The organism is Aquamicrobium terrae (genome assembly GCF_040545735.1).
Taxonomy (GTDB): Bacteria; Pseudomonadota; Alphaproteobacteria; order Rhizobiales; family Rhizobiaceae; genus Mesorhizobium; species Mesorhizobium terrae_A.
This window is the reverse complement of the sequence record NZ_JBEPML010000016.1, coordinates 49,536-70,460: the sequence shown is the minus strand read 5'-3', so window position 1 is coordinate 70,460 and position 20,925 is coordinate 49,536. Positions and strand designations below refer to the sequence as shown.

Here is a 20,925-nt window from a genome sequence, read left to right as displayed (position 1 = left end):
TCGGGAAACGTCGTATCGATTTCTGCAACTTGTCAGATTTAGTGGAGGGGCTTGCGGTCGGCCTTCTGTCCTATCCGCCGATCAGATTGCGCAGGCAAGCCAGCTCATCTATGAAGAAAAGGAGCTGGCCCAGGTCACTCGGCCCCCTAGGGATGCATCGCGCGCCCCTGTAGGGCAACAGGAGCACAGGGAGCAACCACAGTGCTCGGCGCAAAGATCGGGGCTCGGTTCAAAGCGGCTGTGGCTACGGAATCGCGTATGAATATCAGGTTCATAGAGACTGTAGTCTGCCTCGCCCAGTTGCGGAGCTTTCGTGCGACGGCCGAACAGATGGGCATCACGCCGGCTGCAATTTCGAGCCGGATACTCGCGATCGAGAACGAATTCGGCATCCGGCTTTTCGACCGCGATTCCAAAGAAGTTCGTATCACGCCCGATGGTGAGGAGTTCCTGTCGGGCGCGTTGAAGATAGTTGGAGACTATCGCTCACTGGTACAGACCTTGGCAAAGACCGGTGGCACGCAAGGACGCATCAGCCTCGGAGTGGTGCCGACTGTCGCACCAAGCCTGCTGCCCAGGATCATAGGCAGGCTTAAAACAGATTATCCCCGGCTGATTGTCTCGGTCGTGACCGATAGCGGGCGGCGTCTGCTTGAAATGCTCGATAATTCCGACCTGGACCTCATCCTGAGCGTCCGCAATGACGGAAGCCCTGGCAGGCGGGAAGCTCCCCTTTGGACATTGGGCATGTACTGGGTTGCCCAGACCGGCATTTTTCCTTCGGGTGCAAAACTCGGTATTCAGGACCTCATATCCCAGCCCATCATTTCCTATGAGAAGAGCTCATTGAATGGGCAAAGAATTCTCGATTATCTCGGTGCGGCGTCACAAGAAGAATACGTCATACACTATTCCAATTCGCTGGCGACCACCATCAATCTGGTCGAGGCGGGGGTCGGCATTTCGGTACTGCCGCTCATTGCCGTGCAGGAACAACTTCGCGACGGCACGCTCACGGCGCTAGATGTACAGCCGCGCTTTCCATCTACGGATTACTATATCCTCTGGTTGCAGGCATCCAACTCGCAGATGCACAGGCTTGTCGCTGAAGTGGCCTGCAATACGGCAAAGGAGATCGCGAGCGAATATTCCCGCGACCTTGTCATTCTCCCCGAATAGCACCGCAGGGAAACCGGGCGCCCAGACAGCAGAGCCGAGCGTCCACCTATCCCGTGGTTCAGCCGATCTTGGCGAGAACTTTGGCCGAAGCTCCGGACATCTCGCCCAGTTTCACCTCGCCACGGCGGACACGAGCCTCACGTTCCTTACCCGCGACCTGCATCCCGAGCGCCTTCTCCGCAACTGCCCTGACCTCGCCACGCGGAATGACGAGCACGCCGCTTTCGTCGGCGAGGATGGCATCGCCCGGCATGACCACGGCCCCGCCGCAGGATACCGGAATGTTCATCCCGCCGCCCAGATCGTAAAGCCGGGTGGTGATCGGAGCCAGTCCACGCGCCCACATGGGAAAGTCGCTGTCCTGGATCTCGGTCAGGTCGGTGCACGGACCGTCAACGATGCCCGCAACCGCGCCGGACGCCTTGGCCGCAACGGTAACGCCACCGCCCCAGCAGGCATATTTGTTATCACCCAGACGATCGACGACAAGAATGTCTCCCGGTCGCAGCAGGCCGGTCGCGTGATGCAGCAGGGTGGAATCCGAGCCCGAGATCGCAAGCGTTACCGCCGTCCCAACCACCCGGCGGCCCGGCAGCAGGGGCTGGATCGCGCGGTCCATGAAGCCCAGAAGCCTCCAGTGTCCGACCGTCGCGGTCTCGACACCGGAAAGCAGTTCCAGATCCTCTGCGGGAACCTGGACGGGCATGTCCTTGATGGTATACATCGTGCCTCCGTTAGTTGCAGGCCAGGCGGCGGTGCTGGGTCATGGGGATGAGATTGCGGACGCGCTTGATCTGCGCGGGATCGATGCGGGCAGTGACGAAGCCCTCTCCGTCCGAGGCGCGTGCGATGACATGTCCCCACGGATCGACGACCAGCGAATGTCCGTAGCAGGCCTTCGGAACGCCATCGACGATGTTCGTGCCGGTTTGCCCGCAAGCGACGAAGTAGGTCTGGGTTTCGACGGCTCGGGAGCGGGCCAGCAATTCCCAGTGGTCCTTGCCAGTCTGGAGGGTGAAGGCGGCGGGCAGCACGATGATGTCGCATCCGGCACCCTCGAGTTGCAGGAACAGCTCGAAGAAGCGGATGTCGTAGCAGATGGCGCAACCGACCTTCATGCCGTCGATGTCATAGGTAACGATCTCGTCGCCGGGCTTTACGCTGTCGGACTCGCGAAAGACCATGCCGTCCGGCGTCTCGATATCGAACATATGGATCTTACGGTAGGCCGCGACTTCCGTGCCGTCGCGGTCGAATACGAACGAGGTGTTGTAGATCCGGTTTTCGCCCTCCACCCGCTCCATTATGGTGCCGGCATGAACATAAACGCCGTGCTTGCGGGCGAAATTCTGGGCCATGGCATAAGCTTCGCCGCCGGGCGCCGGCTGGGCCGCAGCCAGCTTTTCGGCGACGCCCGTTCCGTACAGTTCGAAATATTCGGTCAGCACGATCAGGTCGGGAGAATCGGTTTTCACCGCCTCCTCCATCATGGCTTCCACGCGCGCCAGATTGGCGGCACGGTCCGGTCTGGCATGGTTCTGGATCATCGAGATTTTCATGGCACTTCCTTTTGTGAACGTGTTCAGGCCACGACGCTTTCGCGGCGCAGGACATCGACCGTGGACTGGATGCCGCCGCGCAACACCATATTTTGGGTGGCGATCACCAGCAGTTCAGCACCTTCCTCAAGGGCGAACTGCCGCTCGGCCGGTGTCCATGCGGGCATGATCCAGGTCTTGCCGGCCTCGCGGGCAGCACGGGCGATGCGGGTCAGGTCGGCGCGGTCGGCGTCGTTGAAGGCATAGGCGCCGCGACCGCAGGCCAGCGCCAGATCCGATGGGCCGGGAAACAGGCCGTCAACCGTGTCCAGCGCGATGATCTTTTCGACATCGGCGAGACTCTCGGCGGTTTCGATCATCGCGTAGCACTTCGTGCGGCGGTTCTCGTCCTCAAAGGCCGTGGTGGAAGGGCGGGCATAATCGAAGACCCGCCCGCCCGTATAGGAGCGCACACCGAGTGGTGGGTACTTCGCCGCCTTGGTGATCTCCGCGGCATGGGCCACATCGCGGATGTGGGGAATGACGACTCCCAGCGCGCCGAAATCCAGAACTTGCTGGATGGATTCCACGTTCGGTGCGATCACCTTGCAGATCGCGGGAATGTCCAGCGCCTTCGCCAGCGCCAGGAACTGGTCCAGCGTGGCAAGGTCAAAGGTGCCGTGCTCCAGCTCGACCACCAGTTTCTGAAAACCGCACAGCTTCGCCATTTCCAGAAAACTGAAATGAGGCTGCGACATCCAAAGTGCGATATTTTCCATGATAGAAGGAATGTTCCTTGTTGCGAGATGAGATCAGGGCGTCACTTGCCCATGGCCCTCGAGAAGCCCAGCGTGCGCTCGAGCACGACGATGACCAGCAGGGTGGCCAGGATGAGCGCGACGGAAACCGCGGCGGTCATCGGATCGGTCCGGCTTTCGACATAATCGAAAATCTCGACCGGAAGCGTGCGGACATTCGGCCCTGTGACGAACAGCGAGATGACCACCTCGTCGAAGGACATCAGGAACGACAGGGCAGCCGATGCTATGAACCCGGGCATCATCAGCGGCAGGGTAATGCGGCGGAAAACGGTGAAGGGCGATGCACCGAGCATTGTCGCGGCTTCCTCCACGAAAGGCGGCAGGGTGGAGAACGCCGTGGCCATGATGCGGATCACATAGGGCGTGGTCACGATCAGATGCGCGATCACCAGCCCCGTATAGGACCCCAGCAGCCGCATCTGCACGAACACCAGCAGGATTGCCAGGCCAAGCACGATGGAAGGCAGCAAAAGCGGCGCCGTGAACAGGTTCATCAGGAACTCGCACCCGGGGAACTGGAAGCGTTTCAGCGCGTATGCCGCCGGCACGCCGATCAGAAGGCTCAGGATGGTCACGACCGTGCCCAGCCATAGGCTGACCTTCAGTGCCTGCATCAGCCCTTCGTGCTGGAACATGGCGCGATACCAGCGAATTCCCCAGCTTTCGGGCGGAAACACCAAGAAGCTGTCCGCGCTGAACGACAAGGGAATGACGACCAGAACAGGCGCCAAAAGAAAGATATAGAGCAGGAACACCACGACCTTGAGCGGCAGGGACATTTGTCCGATCATCTTTGGCCTCACTCGTAGCGTTGCGACTGGCGCGAATAGAGCGCGAGAGCCAGGCCGAAGATGACCAGAACGATGACCGAGGTCGCTGCCGCCTTGGTCCATTCGAGTTGCACGACTGCCTGATCGTAGATTTCGGTGGCAAGCAGGAAGACCCGCCCGCCGCCAAGAAGCTTGGGCGTGATGAACGAGCTGATGGAGAGCACGAAGCAGAGCAGGCACCCCAGCAGCACGCCCGGCATGGTCAATGGCAGGATGATCCTACGAAAGCGCACAACGGCGTTTGCACCGAGGGTCGCGGCCGCTTCTTCATAGACTGCATCCAGCCTGCCGAAGCCGGCGATAAGCGCCAGAGCCATGTAAGGGATCAGGATTTCGATCATGCCGACATAGACGCCAAGCGCGTTGTTCATCAGCCGTATGGGAGATTCGACAACGCCTGCCTGCATCAGGAGCCCGTTGATCAGCCCCTGGTTTCCGAGGATGACCATCCAGCCATAGGTTCGCACCACGCTGGAGACCAGCAGCGGAGAAACCGTGATCACGAACAGGATATTGCGCCAGCGCGGGTTCACACGGTGCAGGAACAGCGCGATCGGGTAGGCGGCGATCAGCGTGCCGATGGTCACGATGAAGGACATGACCAGCGAGTTCCAGATGAGTTGGTAGCTGAAATAGTCGGTGAAGAAGTTGATGTAGTTGTCGAAGGTGAAGACATTGGTCAGGATGCCGCCCGACCGGCTTTCCAGCAGCGAGATCATGCCCAGCCGCGCCATCGGCAGGATGAACGCGAGCAGGTTCACCGCCGCCATCGGCAGCAACAGCGCCAGGATGAGCCAGCGCGTCGACCTCGGGGCAAAGCCGTCGGCGCTCATGATTCATCCCCATAGACGAACATGTCGGCGGGCGCCCATTCGCACATCAGCATCTCGCCCTCGACATGGCGGGGCCCGGAACTGAGCGTATGGTGCTCGACTTTGAGCTCCTGGCCACCGATATCGAGGTCGTACTGGATCAGGTCGCCGATATAGGTCACGCGCAGCAACCGCCCGCGCACGGCGTTCGTATGGTTGGAGACGATGCCCCGGTCGCGGTCCGGCGTCAGCGCGATGCGGTGGGGCCGGACGGTTGCGGTCACATCGCCCGAGATGCGGCCTTGCGTATCGGCCGAGAAGGTTTCCGAACCTATCTCGATCCTGTTGCGGCCGGTGACCCGGGCGCGGAACTTGTTGGTGCGGCCGACGAATTCCGCCACGAACAACGAATTGGGACGCTCGTAGATATCTTCGGGCGAGCCGAGTTGCGCCAGCTTGCCGCCGTGCATGACGCCCACCAGATCGCACATCGTCAGCGCCTCGACCTGATCGTGCGTCACGAAAAGCGTGGTGATCTTCAGGCGCTTCTGGATTTCGCGGATTTCGACGCGCATCTCATCGCGCAGCTTCGCGTCGAGGTTGGAGAGCGGCTCATCCAGAAGCAGGATCCTCGGGCGTATCACCAGCGCCCGCGCCAGCGAAACACGCTGCTGCTGGCCACCAGACAGTTCGCGCGGCCTGCGCGAACCCAAGCCCGGCAGACGCACCATTTCCAGCGCCTCCTCGATCTGTCCCTTGGCATCGCGGCGTGAAATCCCGCGCATTTCCAGACCGAAGGCCACGTTCTCGGCGACCGTCATGTGCGGGAACAGCGCATAGCTCTGGAAGACCAGGCCCATATCCCGCCGATGGGGCGGTTCTTGCGATACGTCCCGCCCACCGACACGAATATGTCCGGAAGTGTTCTGGACGAGGCCCGCGATCATGCGCAACGTGGTGGTCTTGCCGCAGCCGGATGGCCCCAGCAAGCCGAGCATCTTGCCTTCCGGCAGATCGACATCCAAGGCATCGACCGCCTTGTAGCCGTTCGGATACACCTTGCTGACCGAGGTGAGACTGAGGAAAGTGGGATCGGCTTCTGCCACGGCAGAAGAAATCCCCTTTGCTGGAGATTGGGTCATGCGCTGTCCTGACGTTGGGCGATCAGAGAGCCACCTGCACTGGGGCGCAGTGGCTCGGTGAGGATGTTCAGCGACCGGCGGGAATGATTTCGCGCCGCCAACTGGTCAGGAAGGTTTCGCGCAGGTCACCGATAGCCATCCAGTCGACATCGATCAGATTTGCGCGCTTTTCCGGGTCCGTAAACGGGATGCGGGCCGAGGTTTCCGGGTCCAGTTCGGTTTTCGAGTTGGTCGGAGCATAGAACATCGCCTTGGCGAAGTTGGCCTGCGCTTCAGGGCTGATCGCATAGTTGATGAAGGTTTGCGTTGCGTCCGAATCCGGCGACTTGGCGATCTGGCTGATCACGTTGATCTGCGCGGCGGTGCCTTCCTTGGGAGCGACGGAGGCGACCCGCCCGCCGGTCGAATCGAAGAAGAACTGCGCGCGTGCATTGTAGCCGATCGAGATGTTGGCCGTGCCGTCCGCCACGAGCGTATAGGCATCGGGCTTGGGCTCCCAAGTCTGCACCAGCGGAGCAACCTCGATCAGCTTGTCGATGCCGGGACGAATATCCTTCTTGTAGTCCTCCTCGCCGGCCATGCGGTTCGCCACGATGGTCAGCAGGATGGCCTGGATATCGCCGCCGCCTTGCGCCGGCAGGATGACCATGCCGTCGTTCTTCTTGTTCCACAGTTCCTCCCAGGAATCCGGGGGCGTGGGATAGACACCGGTGTTGTAGACCAGGCTAAGCGTGTCGAAGGTCAGCGGGATCGCCTTGCCGCCCAGATCCTTGCCGATGTCGGAGAGGTCGGCATAGTTCGGCAGCTTGTCCAGAGAAATATCCTCGACCAATCCCTCTTCCGAAGCGATCTTGGCGACAGACAGATCGTAGATCACGGCATTGACGGCGGGCGCGTCTTTCTGCGCGCGCATATTGCCCAGCGAGGTCGCCGCGTTCTGAACGCCGAAATACTTGACCTTGATATCAGGATGAGCAGCTTCGAACGGCTGGATCACCGCCTTGACGTAGTTCTCCTCAAACGCGCCACGATAGCCCATCACCGTTATCTCTTGCGCAATGGCGATCGTGGCGAATGCCGAACCCAGAGCCGTTGCGATCAGATAGCAGGACAGTTTCTTCATTTTTGAGTTCCCCTATTGGACTGGAGCAAGCTTGAGCGGGGCGTGGCATCAAGTCCAACGGGAAAATTGTGACGACCGACAAGAAAAGCTTTACGGGTCGGGGCCGGCTGGCCTCGCGCGACCCCTGTGAGGGCATCCGCTCCGCAATCCCTGCTAAGGCCTTAGCGGCATCATCGCTCGATAGACTGCAGGGAAACCGCACATCTTGCCGCTCAAATCTCAGGCGTGCTCGGCGATGACCGCGAGGAAGGCGGGGCCGTAGCGGTCGAGCTTGGCATCGCCGATGCCGGGCACGTTTGCCATCTCGGCGCGTGACGCGGGGCGCGACGCGGCAAGCTCGATCAGGGTCTTGTCGTGGAAAATCACATAGGGCGGCACGTTCTGCAGGCGCGCGATCTCCATGCGCTTCTGCCGCAGCGCCTGGAACAGCTCCTGGTCGGCACCGGCGACGGCAGATTGCGCCGCGCTGCGCGCGACCTTGCCACGCCTGGCGCGGCTCGGCGCCGGCACGCGCAGCATCAGCGCCGGCTTGTCGCGCAGGAAGTCGCGGCCGGCGGGGGCGATCGACAGGCCGCCATGGCCGGCGAGGTCGACATCGATCATGCGCAGCGCGATCAGCTGGCGCAGGATCGCCCGCCATGTGCGGTTGTCGTGTTCCCTGCCGATGCCATAGGTGGAGATGCAGTCATGGCCGAACTGGGCAATGCGCTCGTTTTCCACCCCCAGCAGCACGTCGACGATATAGGCCTGTCCGAAACGCTCGCCGGTGCGATAGATGCACGACAAGGCCTTTTGCGCGGCGATGGCGCCATCGAACAGCTTTGGCGGCTCCGCGCAGGTGTCGCAATTGCCGCACGGTTCACAATGGTCGCCGAAATAGGAGAGCAGGACCTGCCTGCGGCAGCTCGCCGTCTCGGCCAGTCCCAAAAGCGCGTCGAGTTTCTGCCGCTCCATGCGCTTGCGCTGCTCGGGCGCCTCGGACTCCTCGATGAAGCGGCTGCGCAACGCGATGTCGTCGTAGCCGTAGAGCATCAGCGTGTCGGACGGCAGGCCGTCACGCCCGGCGCGGCCGGTCTCCTGGTAATAGGCCTCGATGCTGCCAGGCAGGCCGATGTGGGCAACGAAGCGCACATCCGGCTTGTCGATGCCCATGCCGAAGGCGACGGTGGCGACCATGATGACCGCCTCGCCATGCTGGAAGCGCATCTGGTTGGCTTCGCGCGCCGCCTTGTCCATGCCGGCGTGATAGGCGAGCGCATCGTAGCCCAGACCCTGGAGCCAGGCGGCGGTTTCCTCCGTCCGACGCTTCGACAGGCAGTAGACGATGCCGCTCTCGCCCTCGTAGCGCTTGAGGAACTCCTTGAGCTGGGCGCGCGGATTGTCCTTTTCCTCGATTGCGTAGCGGATGTTGGGCCGGTCGAAACCGGCGATGAAGGCATCGGCCTCGTCGATTTCGAGATGCGACAGGATTTCCGCACGCGTCGGCTCGTCGGCCGTCGCCGTCAGCGCCATGCGCGGGGTGCCGGCAAAGCGGGTCACGACCGCGTCGAGCTGGCGATAGGAGGGACGAAAATCATGCCCCCATTGCGACAGGCAGTGCGCCTCGTCGATGGCGACCAGCGACAGCCTCACGCCATCGAGCAGCTCCAGAACGTCGGGCCTCAGCAAGGTTTCGGGTGCGACATAGAGGAGGTCGAGCGCACCGGAGCGAATGTCGCGCCACAGAGTGCGGCGTTCGTCGAGCGAAAGGTCGGAGTTGAGGCCTGCCGCGCGCACGCCCGCCTGCCGAAGTGCCGCCACCTGGTCGGCCATCAGCGCCAGCAGCGGCGAAACGACGAGACCCATGCCGGGGCGGACGATTGCAGGGATCTGGTAGCAGAGCGACTTGCCGCCCCCCGTCGGCATCAGCACGAAGGCGTTGTTGCCGGCAATCACATGCTCGACGATGCACGCCTGCGGCCCCCTGAAGGCATCATAGCCGTAGACGGTCTTGAGAATTTCGAGGGCGGTGGCGGTCATCGGCGGCACGGAGAATCACGGAAAGGCCCTTCATAGCAGCTTTCCCGCATTCAACGATGCGCCCATATCAAACGCTGGCCAAGGCGCACCGGGAGTGATCCGTCGCGCCTCTTGTCGCTGACACCGACGTACACCGGCTCATTGCAGCCGAGCAAATGCTTCCTCAATGGACAATTGCTTGAAAGCTTGCATAGTAAGGCGTGCAGTCAGGAGCGCACCATGCCCGAGCGAGGATCAGGAAATAATGCACAATCGACCTGAAAGCGGCGGCGGCAGGCTGGACGATGCCGCACGCGCCGGTTGGCTCTATTACGTGGCCGGCAACACGCAGGACCAGATCGCCGCGAAGCTCGGCATTTCGCGCCAGACCGCCCAGCGTCTGGTGTCCCTTGCCGTCTCGGAGCGGCTCATCAAGGTGCGGGTCGATCATCCGATCGCCAACTGCCTCGAACTGGCGGAGCGGCTTAGAGCGCGCTTCGCGCTGGATCTGGTGGAAGTCGCGCCGAGCGATCCCGCCTCGCCATCCACAACCCTCGGCATAGCTGAAGCGGCGGCGGCGGAGATCGAGCGGCGCCTGGGTTCGACGGAACCGATCGTCATGGCGATCGGCACGGGACGCACGCTGAAGGCCGCCATCGAGCAGTTGCCGTCCATGGATTGCCCCCGCCACAAGGTCGTGTCCCTGACCGGCAACATTTCGCCGGATGGTTCGGCCGCGTTCTACAACGTGATCTTCACAATGTCGGACCGTGTCAAGGCGCGCTCCTTCCCCATGCCGCTGCCGGTCATTGCGTCGTCGCCGCAGGAGCGGGAAATGCTGCTCAGCCAGCCGATGATCCAGCCGACGCTTGAACTGGCCGCAAGGGCGGACGTTACATTCGTGGGCATCGGTGACCTTGGTCCCACCGCACCGCTCTATGAGGACGGCTTCATAACAAAGGCGGAGCTGAAAGCCCTGCAAAAGGCAGGAGGCGTGGCCGAAATCGTTGGCTGGGCCTTCGACCACGAGGGGCGGCTGATCGAGGGCATCACCAACGACCGCGTCTCGTCGGCCCCGATCCCCTCACGGGAAAGCTCGCTGGTGGTCGCATTGGCCATGGGAGAGCGCAAGCTGCCCGGCATAGTGGCGGCGATGAACCGGCGCCTGATCAACGGCCTGATAACCGACGAACGGACAGCCGCCGCCATTCTGGCGAAATAGACCACCCTTCCCGACGTTGTGATGATCCGGGCGCTGGCGTGCCTGCCGCTTACGCCAGCGAGACCGCCCGTTTGTGTCGTGTTCCGGTGCGAGGGGTAAATCCAGCTTGACATAAATCACTTTAAATGAATAATTGCCCAATGCCAAGGCAAATGCTCATCTTGGCTTGGGAGGATTTTTGATGAGACTTCACACGATCATTCTCGGATTGTGTTCGGCCAGCGCCATCGCCTTTGGCGCACATGCCGAATCCATCACCATCGCCACGGTCAACAATGGCGACATGGTCCGCATGCAGAAGCTGACGGACGACTTCACCGCCAAGAACCCGGACATCCAGCTCCAGTGGGTCACGCTGGAGGAGAACGTCCTGCGGGAGCGCGTGACCACCGACATCGCCACCAAGGGTGGTCAGTATGATGTGATGACGATCGGCACATATGAGGTGCCTATCTGGGCGAAGCAGGATTGGCTCCTGCCGCTCGACAATCTCGGCGACACCTACGATGCCGGCGACATCATCCCGGCGATCGCGGGAGGCCTGTCACTCGACGGCAAGCTTTATGCCGCGCCATTCTATGGCGAAAGCTCGTTCGTGATGTACCGCAAGGACCTCATGGACAAGGCGGGGCTCACCATGCCCGAAGCGCCGACCTGGGAGTTCATCGCCGACGCGGCGCGCAAGATGACCGACCGCGCCAGCGACATCAACGGCATCTGCCTGCGTGGCAAGGCGGGCTGGGGCGAGAACATCGCGTTCCTGACCGCCATGGCGAACTCCTTCGGCGCGCGCTGGTTCGACGAGAACTGGCAGCCGCAGTTCGACCAGCCCGAGTGGAAGAACGCCTTGCAGTTCTATATCGACCTGATGAAGGACGCAGGGCCGCAAGGCGCCTCCTCCAACGGCTTCAACGAGAACCTGGCGCTGTTCCAGCAGGGCAAGTGCGGCATGTGGATCGACGCCACCGTGGCGGCTTCCTTCGTGTCGAACCCGACCGACTCCACCGTGGCCGACAAGGTCGGCTATGCGCTCGCGCCCGACACCGGGCTGGGCAAACGCGGCAACTGGCTCTGGGCCTGGTCGCTGGCCATCCCCGCAGGCACGCAGAAGGCGGAAGCCGCCCAGAAGTTCGTCGCCTGGGCCACAAGCAAGGAGTATCTCGAACTCGTGGCGTCGAAGGAAGGCTGGGCCAACGTTCCGCCCGGCACACGCACCTCGCTCTACGAAAACCCCGAGTACCAGCAGGCCGCGCCCTTTGCCAAGATGACGCTGGATTCGATCAACTCGGCCGATCCCACGCATCCCACCGTCAAGCCGGTGCCCTATGTCGGCGTCCAGTTCGTCGCTATTCCGGAGTTCCAGGGATTGGGCACGACCGTCGGCCAGCTCTTCTCGGCTGCCTTGGCCGGCCAGTCGAGCGTGGATGACGCGCTGGCCGGCGCCCAGACCGCGGCGGTGCGGGAAATGACCCGCGCCGGCTATATCAAATAAGGCCGCCTCCCAGCGCCTTGGCCGCCCGGTTCCCAGTCCGGGCGGCCACCTTCGACCGTATCGAAACTGTTCGACGCAGCGGTGATCCCCATGGCCACCCGACAGACCCGCACGCTTGCCCGCTTCATGATGGTGCCTTCCGTCATCCTTCTGCTGGTCTGGATGGTGGTGCCGCTGGCCATGACGCTGTGGTTCTCGTTCCAGAACTACAACCTGCTGAACCCGGCGAATGTCAGCTTCGGTGGCCTGTTCAATTATCGCTTCTTCTATACCGACCCGGCCTTCTTCCAGTCGATCTGGAACACGCTGGTCATCGTGGTGGGCGTGCTGCTGATCACGGTGATCGGCGGCATAGCGCTGGCGCTGCTGCTCGACCAGCCGATCTTCGGCCAGGGCATCGTGCGCATCCTGGTCATATCGCCATTCTTCGTCATGCCGCCGGTGGCGGCGCTGGTGTGGAAGAACATGCTCATGCACCCCGGCTACGGCGTGTTTGCCGACATCGCCCGCTTCGTCGGGCTGCGGCCAATCGACTGGTTCGCGCAATATCCGCTGTTTTCGATCATCCTAATCGTCGCCTGGCAATGGCTGCCTTTCGCCACGCTGATCTTGCTTACGTCTCTGCAGTCGCTCGACGGCGAGCAGAAGGAGGCGGCCGAGATGGACGGGGCGGGGGCGCTCAGCCGGTTCGTCTACCTCACCCTGCCGCACATGGCGCGCGCGATCACGGTGGTGATCCTGATCCAGAGCATCTTCCTGCTCGGCATCTACGCGGAGATCCTGGTCACCACCAATGGCGGCCCCGGCTACGCCTCGACCAACCTGCCGTTCCTGATCTATCGCACCGCGCTGCTCGGCTACGACGTCGGCGGGGCCTCGGCCGGCGGCATCATCGCGGTGGTTCTCGCCAATATCGTCGCCTTCTTCCTGATGCGCGCGGTTGGCAAGAACCTGGACAAATAGGGAGAACAGCCATGGCCCGCACCGTTCCCACCGGCACGAAACTCGGCTGGACGATCGCGGCATGGGTCGTCGCCCTGCTGATCTTCTTCCCGATCCTCTACACCATCGTGACCAGCTTCAAATCCGAAACGGAAGCAATTGCCGGGTTCAACCTTGTCCCCTCGGGCACGCTGGAGAGCTATCGCGAGGTCCAGTCGCAATACAACTATTTTAAGCCGTTCATGAACTCGGTGATCATAGCTGTCGGCTCGACCATTCTTGCATTGCTCGTGGCCATACCGGCGGCCTGGTCGATGGCCTTTTCACCGACAAAGCGCACCAAGGACATCCTGATGTGGATGCTGTCCACCAAGATGATGCCGGCGGTGGCCGTGCTTGTTCCCATGTATCTGATCTTCCGCGACTGGGGCCTGCTCGACAGCCGCATCGGGCTGACGGTGATGCTGATGCTCATCAACCTGCCGATCGTGGTGTGGATGCTTTACACCTATTTCCGCGAGATCCCCGGCGAGATCCTCGAGGCCGCGCGCATGGACGGAGCAACGCTGTGGGGCGAGATCGTCTATGTGCTAACGCCGATGGCCGTGCCCGGCATCGCCTCCACGCTGCTTCTCAACATCATCCTCGCCTGGAACGAGGCGTTCTGGACGATCCGGCTCACCACCACCAACGCGGCACCGCTGACGGCGTTCATCGTCTCGTTCTCCAGCCCCCAGGGCCTGTTCTGGGCCAAGCTGTCGGCCGCCTCCACGCTGGCCATAGCGCCGATCCTGGTGCTGGGCTGGTTCAGCCAGAAGCAACTGGTGCGCGGGCTGACCTTCGGCGCCGTCAAATAGTCCAGCACCGCTCGCGGAGTTATTTCATGGGCAACATAACACTTAGACAGGTCAGCAAGTCGTTCGGAGCGGCGACCATCATCCCCAACATCGACCTCAACATAGAGGACGGGGAGTTCGTCGTCTTCGTCGGCCCGTCCGGCTGCGGCAAGTCCACGCTGCTGCGCCTGATCGCCGGACTGGAGGACGTCAGCGGCGGCACGATCGGTATCGACGGCCGCGACGTCACCAACGAGGCGCCGGCCAGGCGCAAGCTGGCGATGGTGTTCCAGTCCTACGCGCTTTATCCGCACATGACCGTGGCCAAGAACATCGCCTTCCCGCTGAAGATGGCCGGTGAAAACCGGGAAACCATCGACCGCAAGGTCAGGGAAGCGGCGCGCGTGCTCAACCTTACCGACTATCTCGACCGACGGCCGGGGCAACTGTCCGGCGGCCAGCGCCAGCGCGTCGCCATCGGCCGCGCCATCGTGCGCCAGCCCACGGCCTTCCTGTTCGACGAGCCGCTGTCCAACCTCGATGCGGCGCTGCGCGGCACTATGCGGCTCGAGATCAGCGAGCTGCATCATCAGCTCAAGACGACCATGATCTACGTCACCCACGACCAGATCGAAGCCATGACCATGGCCGACAAGATCGTCGTGCTGAATGCAGGCAGGGTCGAGCAGGTCGGTTCGCCCATGGAGCTCTACAGGAGCCCGCAGAACCTGTTCGTCGCCGGTTTCATTGGCTCCCCGAGAATGAACCTGATCGATGGCGAGACCGCCGGGAAGCATGGCGCCCACACCATCGGCATCCGGCCCGAGCATTTGACAATATCGACCAGCGAAGGGGCATGGAAGGCAAGTGTCGGCGTGGCCGAGCATCTTGGCTCCGACACCTTCCTGCACGTCCAGGCCGAAGGTGTCGGCCCGCTCACCGTGCGGGCGGATGGCGAGTTCGCCGTCCGGCATGGCGATACCATCTATCTGAGCCCCATCTCCTCGAAGGTGCATCGCTTCGACCAGAACGGAAAGGCGATCTGAATGCGTCTGCAAGGCAAGTCGGCGCTCATCACAGGTTCGGCCCGCGGCATCGGCCGGGCTTTTGCCGAAGCCTATATCCGTGAAGGCGCGACGGTCGCCATTGCTGACATCGATCAACAGGCCGCCGAAACCACCGCGGCGGAGCTTGGTCCCGCCGCTTACGCGATCCATCTCGACGTAACCGATCAGGCTTCAATCGACGCCGCAATCAAGGCGGTCGAGCGGAAGACCGGCGGCATCGACATCCTCGTCAACAACGCCGCGCTGTTCGACCTCGCGCCCATCGTGGAGATCAGCCGGACGAGTTACGAGAAGCTTTTCTCCGTCAATGTCGCCGGAACCCTGTTCATACTGCAGGCAGCGGCGCGCTCGATGATCGCGCGCGGCAAGGGCGGCAAGATCATCAATATGGCAAGCCAGGCCGGGCGGCGCGGCGAGCCGCTGGTGGCCGTCTACTGCGCCACCAAGGCGGCGGTCATCTCCCTCACCCAGTCGGCAGGGCTCGACCTGATCAGGCACGGCATCAACGTCAACGCCATCGCGCCCGGCGTGGTCGATGGCGAGCACTGGGATCACGTCGATTCCCTCTTTGCAAAGTATGAGAACCGCCCGCTCGGCGAGAAGAAGCGTCTGGTCGGCGAGGCCGTGCCCTATGGGCGCATGGGCACGGCGCAGGACCTGGCCGGCATGGCCGTGTTCCTCGCCAGCGCGGAGGCCGACTACATCGTCTCCCAGACCTACAACGTCGATGGCGGCAACTGGATGAGCTGAGGGTCTTCCCGGCCTTGTGCCGGCTTTTGGAAGGAAATGCAGTCATGACCGTCAAGCTGTCTCTAGGAACCCTCGCAGCACTTCCCGCCGGGGTGGCCAAGCCGCGCTACGAGCGCGGCAGGCTGAGCCCCGGCATCCTGCATTTCGGCGTCGGCAATTTCCACCGTTCGCATCAGGCCGTCTATCTGGACGAGCTCTTCAACGCCGGCATCGGCCACGACTGGGCACTGGTCGGGGCCGGCGTGTTCGAAGGCGAAAGGCCAAACCGCGACAAGCTCATCGAGCAGGACTGGCTGACGACGGTGGTCGAGCAAGACGAGGACCATATCGGCGCGCGCGTTACCGGCGCGATGGTCGATTTCATCATGCCGGGAGATACCGCCGCCATCATCGGGCGGCTGGCCGACCCGGCGATCCGTATCGTTTCCCTGACCATCACCGAGGGCGGCTATTTCATCGATCCGGCGTCCGGCCATTTCGACCCCACCCATCCCGGCATCGTGACCGACGCCGCCAATATCGCCAGCCCGAAGACCGTGTTCGGACTCATACTGGCCGGGCTGATGCGACGCAGGACCGCCGGCATCGTGCACTTCACGGTGATGTCCTGCGACAACATCCCCCACAATGGCCGGGTGACCGCCGACGGGGTGATCGGGCTCGCCCGTCTGGTCGATGACGAACTCGCGGACTGGGTGGCGCAGACCGTCGCGTTCCCGAACAGCATGGTCGACCGCATCACGCCCGCGACCACGGATCGGGAACGCGCGATATTGGCGGAGGATTTCGGGGTCGAGGACAATTGGCCGGTTTTCTGCGAGCCCTTCCGGCAATGGGTGCTGGAAGACCACTTCACCGCCGGGCGCCCGCCGCTGGAACAGGCTGGCGTGCAGTTCGTCACCGACGTGGCGCCCTACGAACTGATGAAGATACGCATCCTCAATGGCGGGCACGCGGCCATCGCCTATCCTGCCGGGCTGATGGACATCCACTTCGTCCACGAGGCCATGCAGGAGAATCTGGTGCGCGATTTCCTGGCCAAAGTCGAGCATGAGGAAATCATCCCGACCGTGCCGCCAGTACCCGACACCAGCCTCGAGGATTACTACCAGCTTATCGAAAAGCGCTTTTCCAATCCGAAGATCGGCGACACGGTGCGCCGGCTGTGCCTCGACGGCTCCAACCGCCAGCCCAAATTCATCATCCCCACCATTGTCGACCGGCTGAAGGCCGGCAAATGCATTGCCGGGCTGGCGCTCGAATCCGCCCTGTGGTGCCGCTACTGCTTCGGCACCACAGATTCCGGTACCGCCATCGAGCCGAACGACCCGAACTGGGACCGCATGCAGGCAACCGCCAAAGCTGCCCGCAGCGACCCCGCCGCCTGGCTCGCGATGGAAGACATCTACGGCGAGGTGGGGCAGTCGGCCATCTTCTCAGCGGCCTTCGCGGCAGCCTTGCGGAATCTGTGGGCGAACGGCGCACGCGAAACCCTGCGCCGCTATTTGTCGAACCCATGAAGCCGCAGCCCTTGCCGTAGCGCCGGCCTCGCCCCCCACCCTCACCGCTTGCGTCGCCCCGTGCGGCCTTTATAGTCGCCGACAGTTGCGATGGCCGGCCTTGCAGGCGTGTGATCAAGAGAGCGGCGTGTTGAAGAGGGGATATGTCTGTGCTGTCGATGTTGGCACGGGCAGCGTGCGGGCCGGCATATTCGACCGCAATGGCATCCTGCTCGGCCGCGCCGCCTTCCCGATCGCCATGCACCAGCCCCTTCCCAATCATGCCGAGCACGATTCGGAAGACATCTGGCGGGCCATCTGCACGGCCGTGCGCACGGCGCGCGAAAAGGCTGAAATCGCCCCGCACGAAATCATCGGACTGGCCTTCGACGCCACATGCTCGCTGGTGGCGCGGGATCGGCAGGGCGGGCAGGTGAGCGTTTCGACTGGGAGCGAGCGGCGCTGGGACACCGTCGTCTGGCTCGACCATCGCGCCATCGCCGAAGCCGATGAATGCACGCATACGGGTCATGCCGTGCTGGACTTCATCGGCGGCGTCATGTCGCCGGAGATGGCGACGCCGAAGCTGATGTGGCTGAAGCGCCATCTGCCGCAAAGCTGGGCGCTGGCCGGCTATTTCTTCGACCTCGCCGACTTCCTCTCATGGAAGGCCACCGGATCGGCGGCGCGCTCGCAATGCACGCTCACCGCCAAATGGACCTATCTCGCCCATGAGGCCGAGCCGTGGCGTCCCGATTTCTTCGACCGGATCGGCCTTGGCGACCTGTTCGAGCGGGCAAACCTGCCGCGGCGTGCCAGTCCCGTGGGAGCCAGCCTCGGCGTGCTGTCGGTCGAAGCCGCCGATAAGCTTGGCCTGACGCGGGAATGCGTGGTCGGCACCGGGGTCATCGACGCCTATGCCGGCGCGCTGGGCGTGCTCGGGCGCTTCGCGGGCGACGCGTCCGGCATCGGCCGTCATCTTGCGCTGATTGCCGGCACGTCGAGTTGCGTCATGGCCCTGTCGCCCGAACCGCAGCCCTTCGCCGGCTTCTGGGGACCTTACTTTGGCGCGGCATTGCCGGGTCTGTGGCTGACGGAGGGCGGCCAGTCGGCCACCGGCGCGCTGCTCGACCATATCATCCGCTGCCACGGCGCGGGCGGCGAGCCAGATGTCGCCATGCATGCGCGGATCGTGGACCGCATCATGGAGTTGCGCGCCGCCGAAGGTCTCGACCTTGCCGGCCGCCTGAATGTGCTGCCGGATTTCCATGGCAACCGCTCACCGCTGGCCGATCCGCACGCCGTCGGCGTCATCAGCGGCCTGACGCTCGACGCCTCGTTCGACGGCCTGTGCCGGCTTTATTGGCGCACCGCCGTCTCCATAGCGCTTGGCGTTCGCCACATACTCGAAACGATGAACGACAACGGCTATCTGATCGACACGTTGCATGTGACGGGGGGCCACACGCGAAACCCGCTCCTGATGGAACTCTATGCCGACGCCACCGGCTGCACCGTGGTCGAGCCGCTGTCGGACGATTCCGTGCTCACCGGAACGGCCAGCCTGGCGGCAACGGCGGCCGGCCTCTATCCGGATCTTGCCGCCGCTTGCATCGGCATGCAGCAGAACGGAAGGCACAGGTTGCCGAACAGGCAAGCCGCCGCGCGTTTCGACCGCGACTATCGCATCTTCCTCGAGATGCACCGGCAAAGGCGTGCCCTCAACGCCATCGAATGAGCGGCATATGCTGCTGCCTCTGAGATCGCCCTCTGCGCGCTCCTGCATAGCTGCCTGCAACGGCACGGCATCTCCCGACTGCCCGATCTCCTCCAGCGCCCAACGGACGCGAAGATCGCGCTCGAAGCCGCAGGGGAACTCGGGCAGCCAGTTGAAGGTCTGGACGATGACGCTCAGCGGCTTTTGGCAGAGTCGAAGATCGGTTCGAACCCGCCCCACATCATGCGCATGCCGTCAAACGGCATTTCGGGAAATTCCTGTCCCTCCATGCTTGCTTCCATCGCTTTGGCCGCGGCGTCGCAGGTTGCCCTGTCTGCCCATGCCGTCCAGCTGAACAGCGGCACCTCGCCTTCCTCCGCCTTGGTCGCTCGATAGAAGTCGGTCTGCTTGCCATGTGGCACGTCGACACCCCAGGCTTCGACTATGCCCAGGCAGCCATTGGGCTTGAACGCACCTTCCCATGCTTCCTTGGCCAACTTGACGTAGGCGGCCTTGTTCTTCTCCGGCACCGCCAATGCGAAACCCTGGATATAGCCGAGGCTTCTGTCGGTGCCTTCCACGAAAATCGGCTCGAAGCCGCCAAAGATCATGCGACTGCCGTCAAACGGCATTTGCGGCATTTCCTTCATGGCCGGATCATTCTGCATCTTTTCCCAAGCAGTGTCGGCGGTCGGCTTGTCCGGCCATTCGATCCACGAGAAAACGACCGTTTCATCGTCCTTGGCATTCACCGCGCCATAGAGATCGGTGACTTTCCCCTTTTGAACGTCGACGCCCCAGTTCTCGACCATGCGGGTCGCGCCATAGTTTCGCATCAGCGGCCAGGCGACGTTCACGTGCTCGATGTATTTCTGCTTGTTCGCGGTCGGAACGGCTGCAACACAACCGGTATAATAGGCCATCTCTCTCCTCTCGGACCGGATCACAGCCCCCGCATACCCAGGATGACTCTTGTGGTACGAAAAAGCAACTGATAGTATTAAAAAATGACTAAGCACTATGAGACCTCGCGGATTCGCTATGACGAAGGCTGTCTGGCCGCGCACGCGCTGAACCTGATCGGCGATCGCTGGGCTCTGCTGGCAGTCCGCGAACTTGTGTTCGCGCCCAAGCGCTTTCAGATGATCCGTGCCGGCCTGCCGGGCATCACCGCCGGCGTGCTGAGCGGCCGGCTGGCGCAGTTGCACGAAACCGGGATCGTCGCGCATGACGAACGACTGGGCCTTTATTCCCTGACCGATGCCGGGCGAGGCCTACTGCCGGTCCTGGAAGCATTGTGCCGGTGGGCATTGACCGTACCGGGGCACGATCCCTCGCGCTTCATCAGCCCGTCGGCGCTGATGATCTCGATGGGCGTGAACCTGGTGTACGAACGGGCAGGCAGGCGCAGGGCACTGGCAGGTTTCGACTTCGGAAAGGAAGCCTTTGAGATGGAGCTGGTCGATGGCCGCCTGTCGACCGCATCGGTTGCCCGGCTCGATGCTCCCTTCGTCCTCATTGGAAACGGCAATGCGATGGCGGCAGCGGTCTATGGCACGGCGCCGCTGTCCCTGCTGATTGCCAAGGGCTTCATCGGGGTGCAAGGGGATATCCCGGCGGCTCAGGATTTCGTCGACATGTTCAGGCTCGAGGCTCGGTCTTGATCATCGTGCCGGGCAGCCGGTGCGCTCGGCCATGACCGCAACAGATCCGTAGGCGTCAGTAGGCGCGGACGGAGCCCACCACATCGACGATGACCTCGAGGCCGTCGAAGGAGGCCGGCAGGCCGCTGGCCTGTTCGCTGCGGGAAACGGAAACATTGAGGGCAAGGTCATCCTCACGTGGATTGAGGCAGATGCCGATGCCCAGAAGCCCTTTCCGATCGCCGAACCGTTCCTGGAAGGCTTTCTGGATTTCGCGCGCCTGCTCCATGGAGTGCTTGGTGGCGGCCATGTGT

At 62.7% G+C, this 20,925-nt stretch carries 20 protein-coding genes; 10 read left to right on the top strand and 10 right to left on the bottom strand.

Going from position 1 to position 20,925, the window contains the following annotated elements; all coding sequences use genetic code 11:
• The first annotated feature begins 258 nt into the window (after positions 1-258).
• The gene (locus ABID37_RS19540; RefSeq protein ID WP_354197782.1) at positions 259-1,179 is read left to right on the top strand and encodes a LysR family transcriptional regulator; all 921 of its coding nucleotides are present in this window, start codon (positions 259-261) and stop codon (positions 1,177-1,179) included.
• A gap of 58 nt (positions 1,180-1,237) precedes the next feature.
• On the opposite strand, the gene ABID37_RS19535 is transcribed toward ABID37_RS19540, so the two are convergent.
• The 8 genes from ABID37_RS19535 to recQ form a co-directional block, all read right to left on the bottom strand.
• On the bottom strand, positions 1,238-1,903 hold the full coding sequence (locus ABID37_RS19535; RefSeq protein ID WP_354197780.1) for an RraA family protein: 666 nt from the start codon (positions 1,901-1,903) through the stop codon (positions 1,238-1,240).
• 10 nt (positions 1,904-1,913) lie between these two features.
• On the bottom strand, positions 1,914-2,738 hold the full coding sequence (locus ABID37_RS19530; RefSeq protein WP_354197778.1) for a carbon-nitrogen hydrolase family protein: 825 nt from the start codon (positions 2,736-2,738) through the stop codon (positions 1,914-1,916).
• 23 nt (positions 2,739-2,761) lie between these two features.
• Positions 2,762-3,475, bottom strand: coding sequence for an HpcH/HpaI aldolase family protein (locus ABID37_RS19525; RefSeq protein ID WP_354197776.1), 714 nt, complete (start codon positions 3,473-3,475; stop codon positions 2,762-2,764).
• A 62-nt stretch (positions 3,476-3,537) separates the two neighbouring features.
• Positions 3,538-4,329, bottom strand: coding sequence for an ABC transporter permease (locus ABID37_RS19520; protein WP_354197774.1), 792 nt, complete (start codon positions 4,327-4,329; stop codon positions 3,538-3,540).
• Between the two features lie 8 nt (positions 4,330-4,337).
• Positions 4,338-5,201 (bottom strand): ABC transporter permease, encoded by an 864-nt coding sequence (locus ABID37_RS19515; RefSeq protein WP_354197772.1) that lies wholly within the window; start codon positions 5,199-5,201, stop codon positions 4,338-4,340.
• A complete protein-coding gene (locus tag ABID37_RS19510) occupies positions 5,198-6,322 on the bottom strand; it encodes an ABC transporter ATP-binding protein (RefSeq protein ID WP_354197770.1) in 1,125 nt (374 codons plus the stop codon). The genes ABID37_RS19515 and ABID37_RS19510 overlap by 4 nt, the downstream gene beginning before the upstream one ends.
• Positions 6,323-6,389: 67 nt before the next feature.
• On the bottom strand, positions 6,390-7,445 hold the full coding sequence (locus ABID37_RS19505) for an extracellular solute-binding protein (protein ID WP_354197768.1): 1,056 nt from the start codon (positions 7,443-7,445) through the stop codon (positions 6,390-6,392).
• Between the two features lie 219 nt (positions 7,446-7,664).
• Positions 7,665-9,464 carry a DNA helicase RecQ gene (gene recQ / locus ABID37_RS19500; protein ID WP_354197766.1) on the bottom strand — a complete coding sequence of 600 codons (1,800 nt, stop codon included), beginning with the start codon at positions 9,462-9,464 and terminating at the stop codon, positions 7,665-7,667.
• 244 nt (positions 9,465-9,708) lie between these two features.
• Here recQ and ABID37_RS19495 point away from each other — a divergent pair, with 244 nt between their 5' ends.
• The 8 genes from ABID37_RS19495 (at position 9,709) to ABID37_RS19460 (ending at position 18,989) form a co-directional block, all read left to right on the top strand.
• Positions 9,709-10,665 (top strand): sugar-binding transcriptional regulator, encoded by a 957-nt coding sequence (locus ABID37_RS19495; RefSeq protein ID WP_354197764.1) that lies wholly within the window; start codon positions 9,709-9,711, stop codon positions 10,663-10,665.
• 181 nt (positions 10,666-10,846) lie between these two features.
• Positions 10,847-12,157, top strand: a complete 1,311-nt coding sequence (locus tag ABID37_RS19490) for an ABC transporter substrate-binding protein (RefSeq protein WP_354197762.1) — start codon at positions 10,847-10,849, stop codon at positions 12,155-12,157.
• 90 nt (positions 12,158-12,247) lie between these two features.
• Positions 12,248-13,120, top strand: coding sequence for a carbohydrate ABC transporter permease (locus ABID37_RS19485; protein ID WP_354197760.1), 873 nt, complete (start codon positions 12,248-12,250; stop codon positions 13,118-13,120).
• 11 nt (positions 13,121-13,131) lie between these two features.
• Positions 13,132-13,956, top strand: coding sequence for a carbohydrate ABC transporter permease (locus tag ABID37_RS19480; protein WP_354197758.1), 825 nt, complete (start codon positions 13,132-13,134; stop codon positions 13,954-13,956).
• A 26-nt stretch (positions 13,957-13,982) separates the two neighbouring features.
• Positions 13,983-14,981, top strand: a complete 999-nt coding sequence (locus ABID37_RS19475) for an ABC transporter ATP-binding protein (RefSeq protein ID WP_354197756.1) — start codon at positions 13,983-13,985, stop codon at positions 14,979-14,981.
• A complete protein-coding gene (locus tag ABID37_RS19470; RefSeq protein ID WP_354197754.1) occupies positions 14,982-15,752 on the top strand; it encodes an L-iditol 2-dehydrogenase in 771 nt (256 codons plus the stop codon).
• A gap of 44 nt (positions 15,753-15,796) precedes the next feature.
• Positions 15,797-17,272 (top strand): mannitol dehydrogenase family protein, encoded by a 1,476-nt coding sequence (locus ABID37_RS19465; RefSeq protein WP_354197752.1) that lies wholly within the window; start codon positions 15,797-15,799, stop codon positions 17,270-17,272.
• A 127-nt stretch (positions 17,273-17,399) separates the two neighbouring features.
• Positions 17,400-18,989, top strand: a complete 1,590-nt coding sequence (locus tag ABID37_RS19460) for an FGGY-family carbohydrate kinase (RefSeq protein ID WP_435521597.1) — start codon at positions 17,400-17,402, stop codon at positions 18,987-18,989.
• Between the two features lie 173 nt (positions 18,990-19,162).
• Here the strand turns inward: ABID37_RS19460 and ABID37_RS19455 are convergent, their stop codons facing one another.
• Positions 19,163-19,891 (bottom strand): DUF1428 domain-containing protein, encoded by a 729-nt coding sequence (locus ABID37_RS19455; RefSeq protein ID WP_354197750.1) that lies wholly within the window; start codon positions 19,889-19,891, stop codon positions 19,163-19,165.
• 84 nt (positions 19,892-19,975) lie between these two features.
• Between ABID37_RS19455 and ABID37_RS19450 the strand changes: the two genes are divergently transcribed.
• Positions 19,976-20,632 carry a winged helix-turn-helix transcriptional regulator gene (locus ABID37_RS19450; RefSeq protein ID WP_354197748.1) on the top strand — a complete coding sequence of 219 codons (657 nt, stop codon included), beginning with the start codon at positions 19,976-19,978 and terminating at the stop codon, positions 20,630-20,632.
• 55 nt (positions 20,633-20,687) lie between these two features.
• Here the strand turns inward: ABID37_RS19450 and ABID37_RS19445 are convergent, their stop codons facing one another.
• The gene (locus tag ABID37_RS19445) at positions 20,688-20,921 is read right to left on the bottom strand and encodes a hypothetical protein (protein ID WP_354197746.1); all 234 of its coding nucleotides are present in this window, start codon (positions 20,919-20,921) and stop codon (positions 20,688-20,690) included.
• Positions 20,922-20,925 lie beyond the last annotated feature (4 nt).

Bases quoted from the DNA above. Each gene is read 5' to 3' on its own strand.
- ABID37_RS19450 (WP_354197748.1), top strand. From the start codon at position 19,976: ATGACTAAGCACTATGAGACCTCGCGGATTCGCTATGACGAAGGCTGT.
- ABID37_RS19475 (WP_354197756.1), top strand. From the start codon at position 13,983: ATGGGCAACATAACACTTAGACAGGTCAGCAAGTCGTTCGGAGCGGCG.
- ABID37_RS19520 (WP_354197774.1), bottom strand. From the start codon at position 4,329: ATGATCGGACAAATGTCCCTGCCGCTCAAGGTCGTGGTGTTCCTGCTC.
- recQ (WP_354197766.1), bottom strand. From the start codon at position 9,464: ATGACCGCCACCGCCCTCGAAATTCTCAAGACCGTCTACGGCTATGAT.
- ABID37_RS19535 (WP_354197780.1), bottom strand. From the start codon at position 1,903: ATGTATACCATCAAGGACATGCCCGTCCAGGTTCCCGCAGAGGATCTG.
- ABID37_RS19485 (WP_354197760.1), top strand. From the start codon at position 12,248: ATGGCCACCCGACAGACCCGCACGCTTGCCCGCTTCATGATGGTGCCT.
- ABID37_RS19495 (WP_354197764.1), top strand. From the start codon at position 9,709: ATGCACAATCGACCTGAAAGCGGCGGCGGCAGGCTGGACGATGCCGCA.
- ABID37_RS19530 (WP_354197778.1), bottom strand. From the start codon at position 2,738: ATGAAAATCTCGATGATCCAGAACCATGCCAGACCGGACCGTGCCGCC.
- ABID37_RS19525 (WP_354197776.1), bottom strand. From the start codon at position 3,475: ATGTCGCAGCCTCATTTCAGTTTTCTGGAAATGGCGAAGCTGTGCGGT.
- ABID37_RS19540 (WP_354197782.1), top strand. From the start codon at position 259: ATGAATATCAGGTTCATAGAGACTGTAGTCTGCCTCGCCCAGTTGCGG.
- ABID37_RS19445 (WP_354197746.1), bottom strand. From the start codon at position 20,921: ATGGCCGCCACCAAGCACTCCATGGAGCAGGCGCGCGAAATCCAGAAA.
- ABID37_RS19515 (WP_354197772.1), bottom strand. From the start codon at position 5,201: ATGAGCGCCGACGGCTTTGCCCCGAGGTCGACGCGCTGGCTCATCCTG.
- ABID37_RS19465 (WP_354197752.1), top strand. From the start codon at position 15,797: ATGACCGTCAAGCTGTCTCTAGGAACCCTCGCAGCACTTCCCGCCGGG.
- ABID37_RS19510 (WP_354197770.1), bottom strand. From the start codon at position 6,322: ATGACCCAATCTCCAGCAAAGGGGATTTCTTCTGCCGTGGCAGAAGCC.
- ABID37_RS19470 (WP_354197754.1), top strand. From the start codon at position 14,982: ATGCGTCTGCAAGGCAAGTCGGCGCTCATCACAGGTTCGGCCCGCGGC.
- ABID37_RS19480 (WP_354197758.1), top strand. From the start codon at position 13,132: ATGGCCCGCACCGTTCCCACCGGCACGAAACTCGGCTGGACGATCGCG.
- ABID37_RS19505 (WP_354197768.1), bottom strand. From the start codon at position 7,445: ATGAAGAAACTGTCCTGCTATCTGATCGCAACGGCTCTGGGTTCGGCA.
- ABID37_RS19490 (WP_354197762.1), top strand. From the start codon at position 10,847: ATGAGACTTCACACGATCATTCTCGGATTGTGTTCGGCCAGCGCCATC.
- ABID37_RS19455 (WP_354197750.1), bottom strand. From the start codon at position 19,891: ATGGCCTATTATACCGGTTGTGTTGCAGCCGTTCCGACCGCGAACAAG.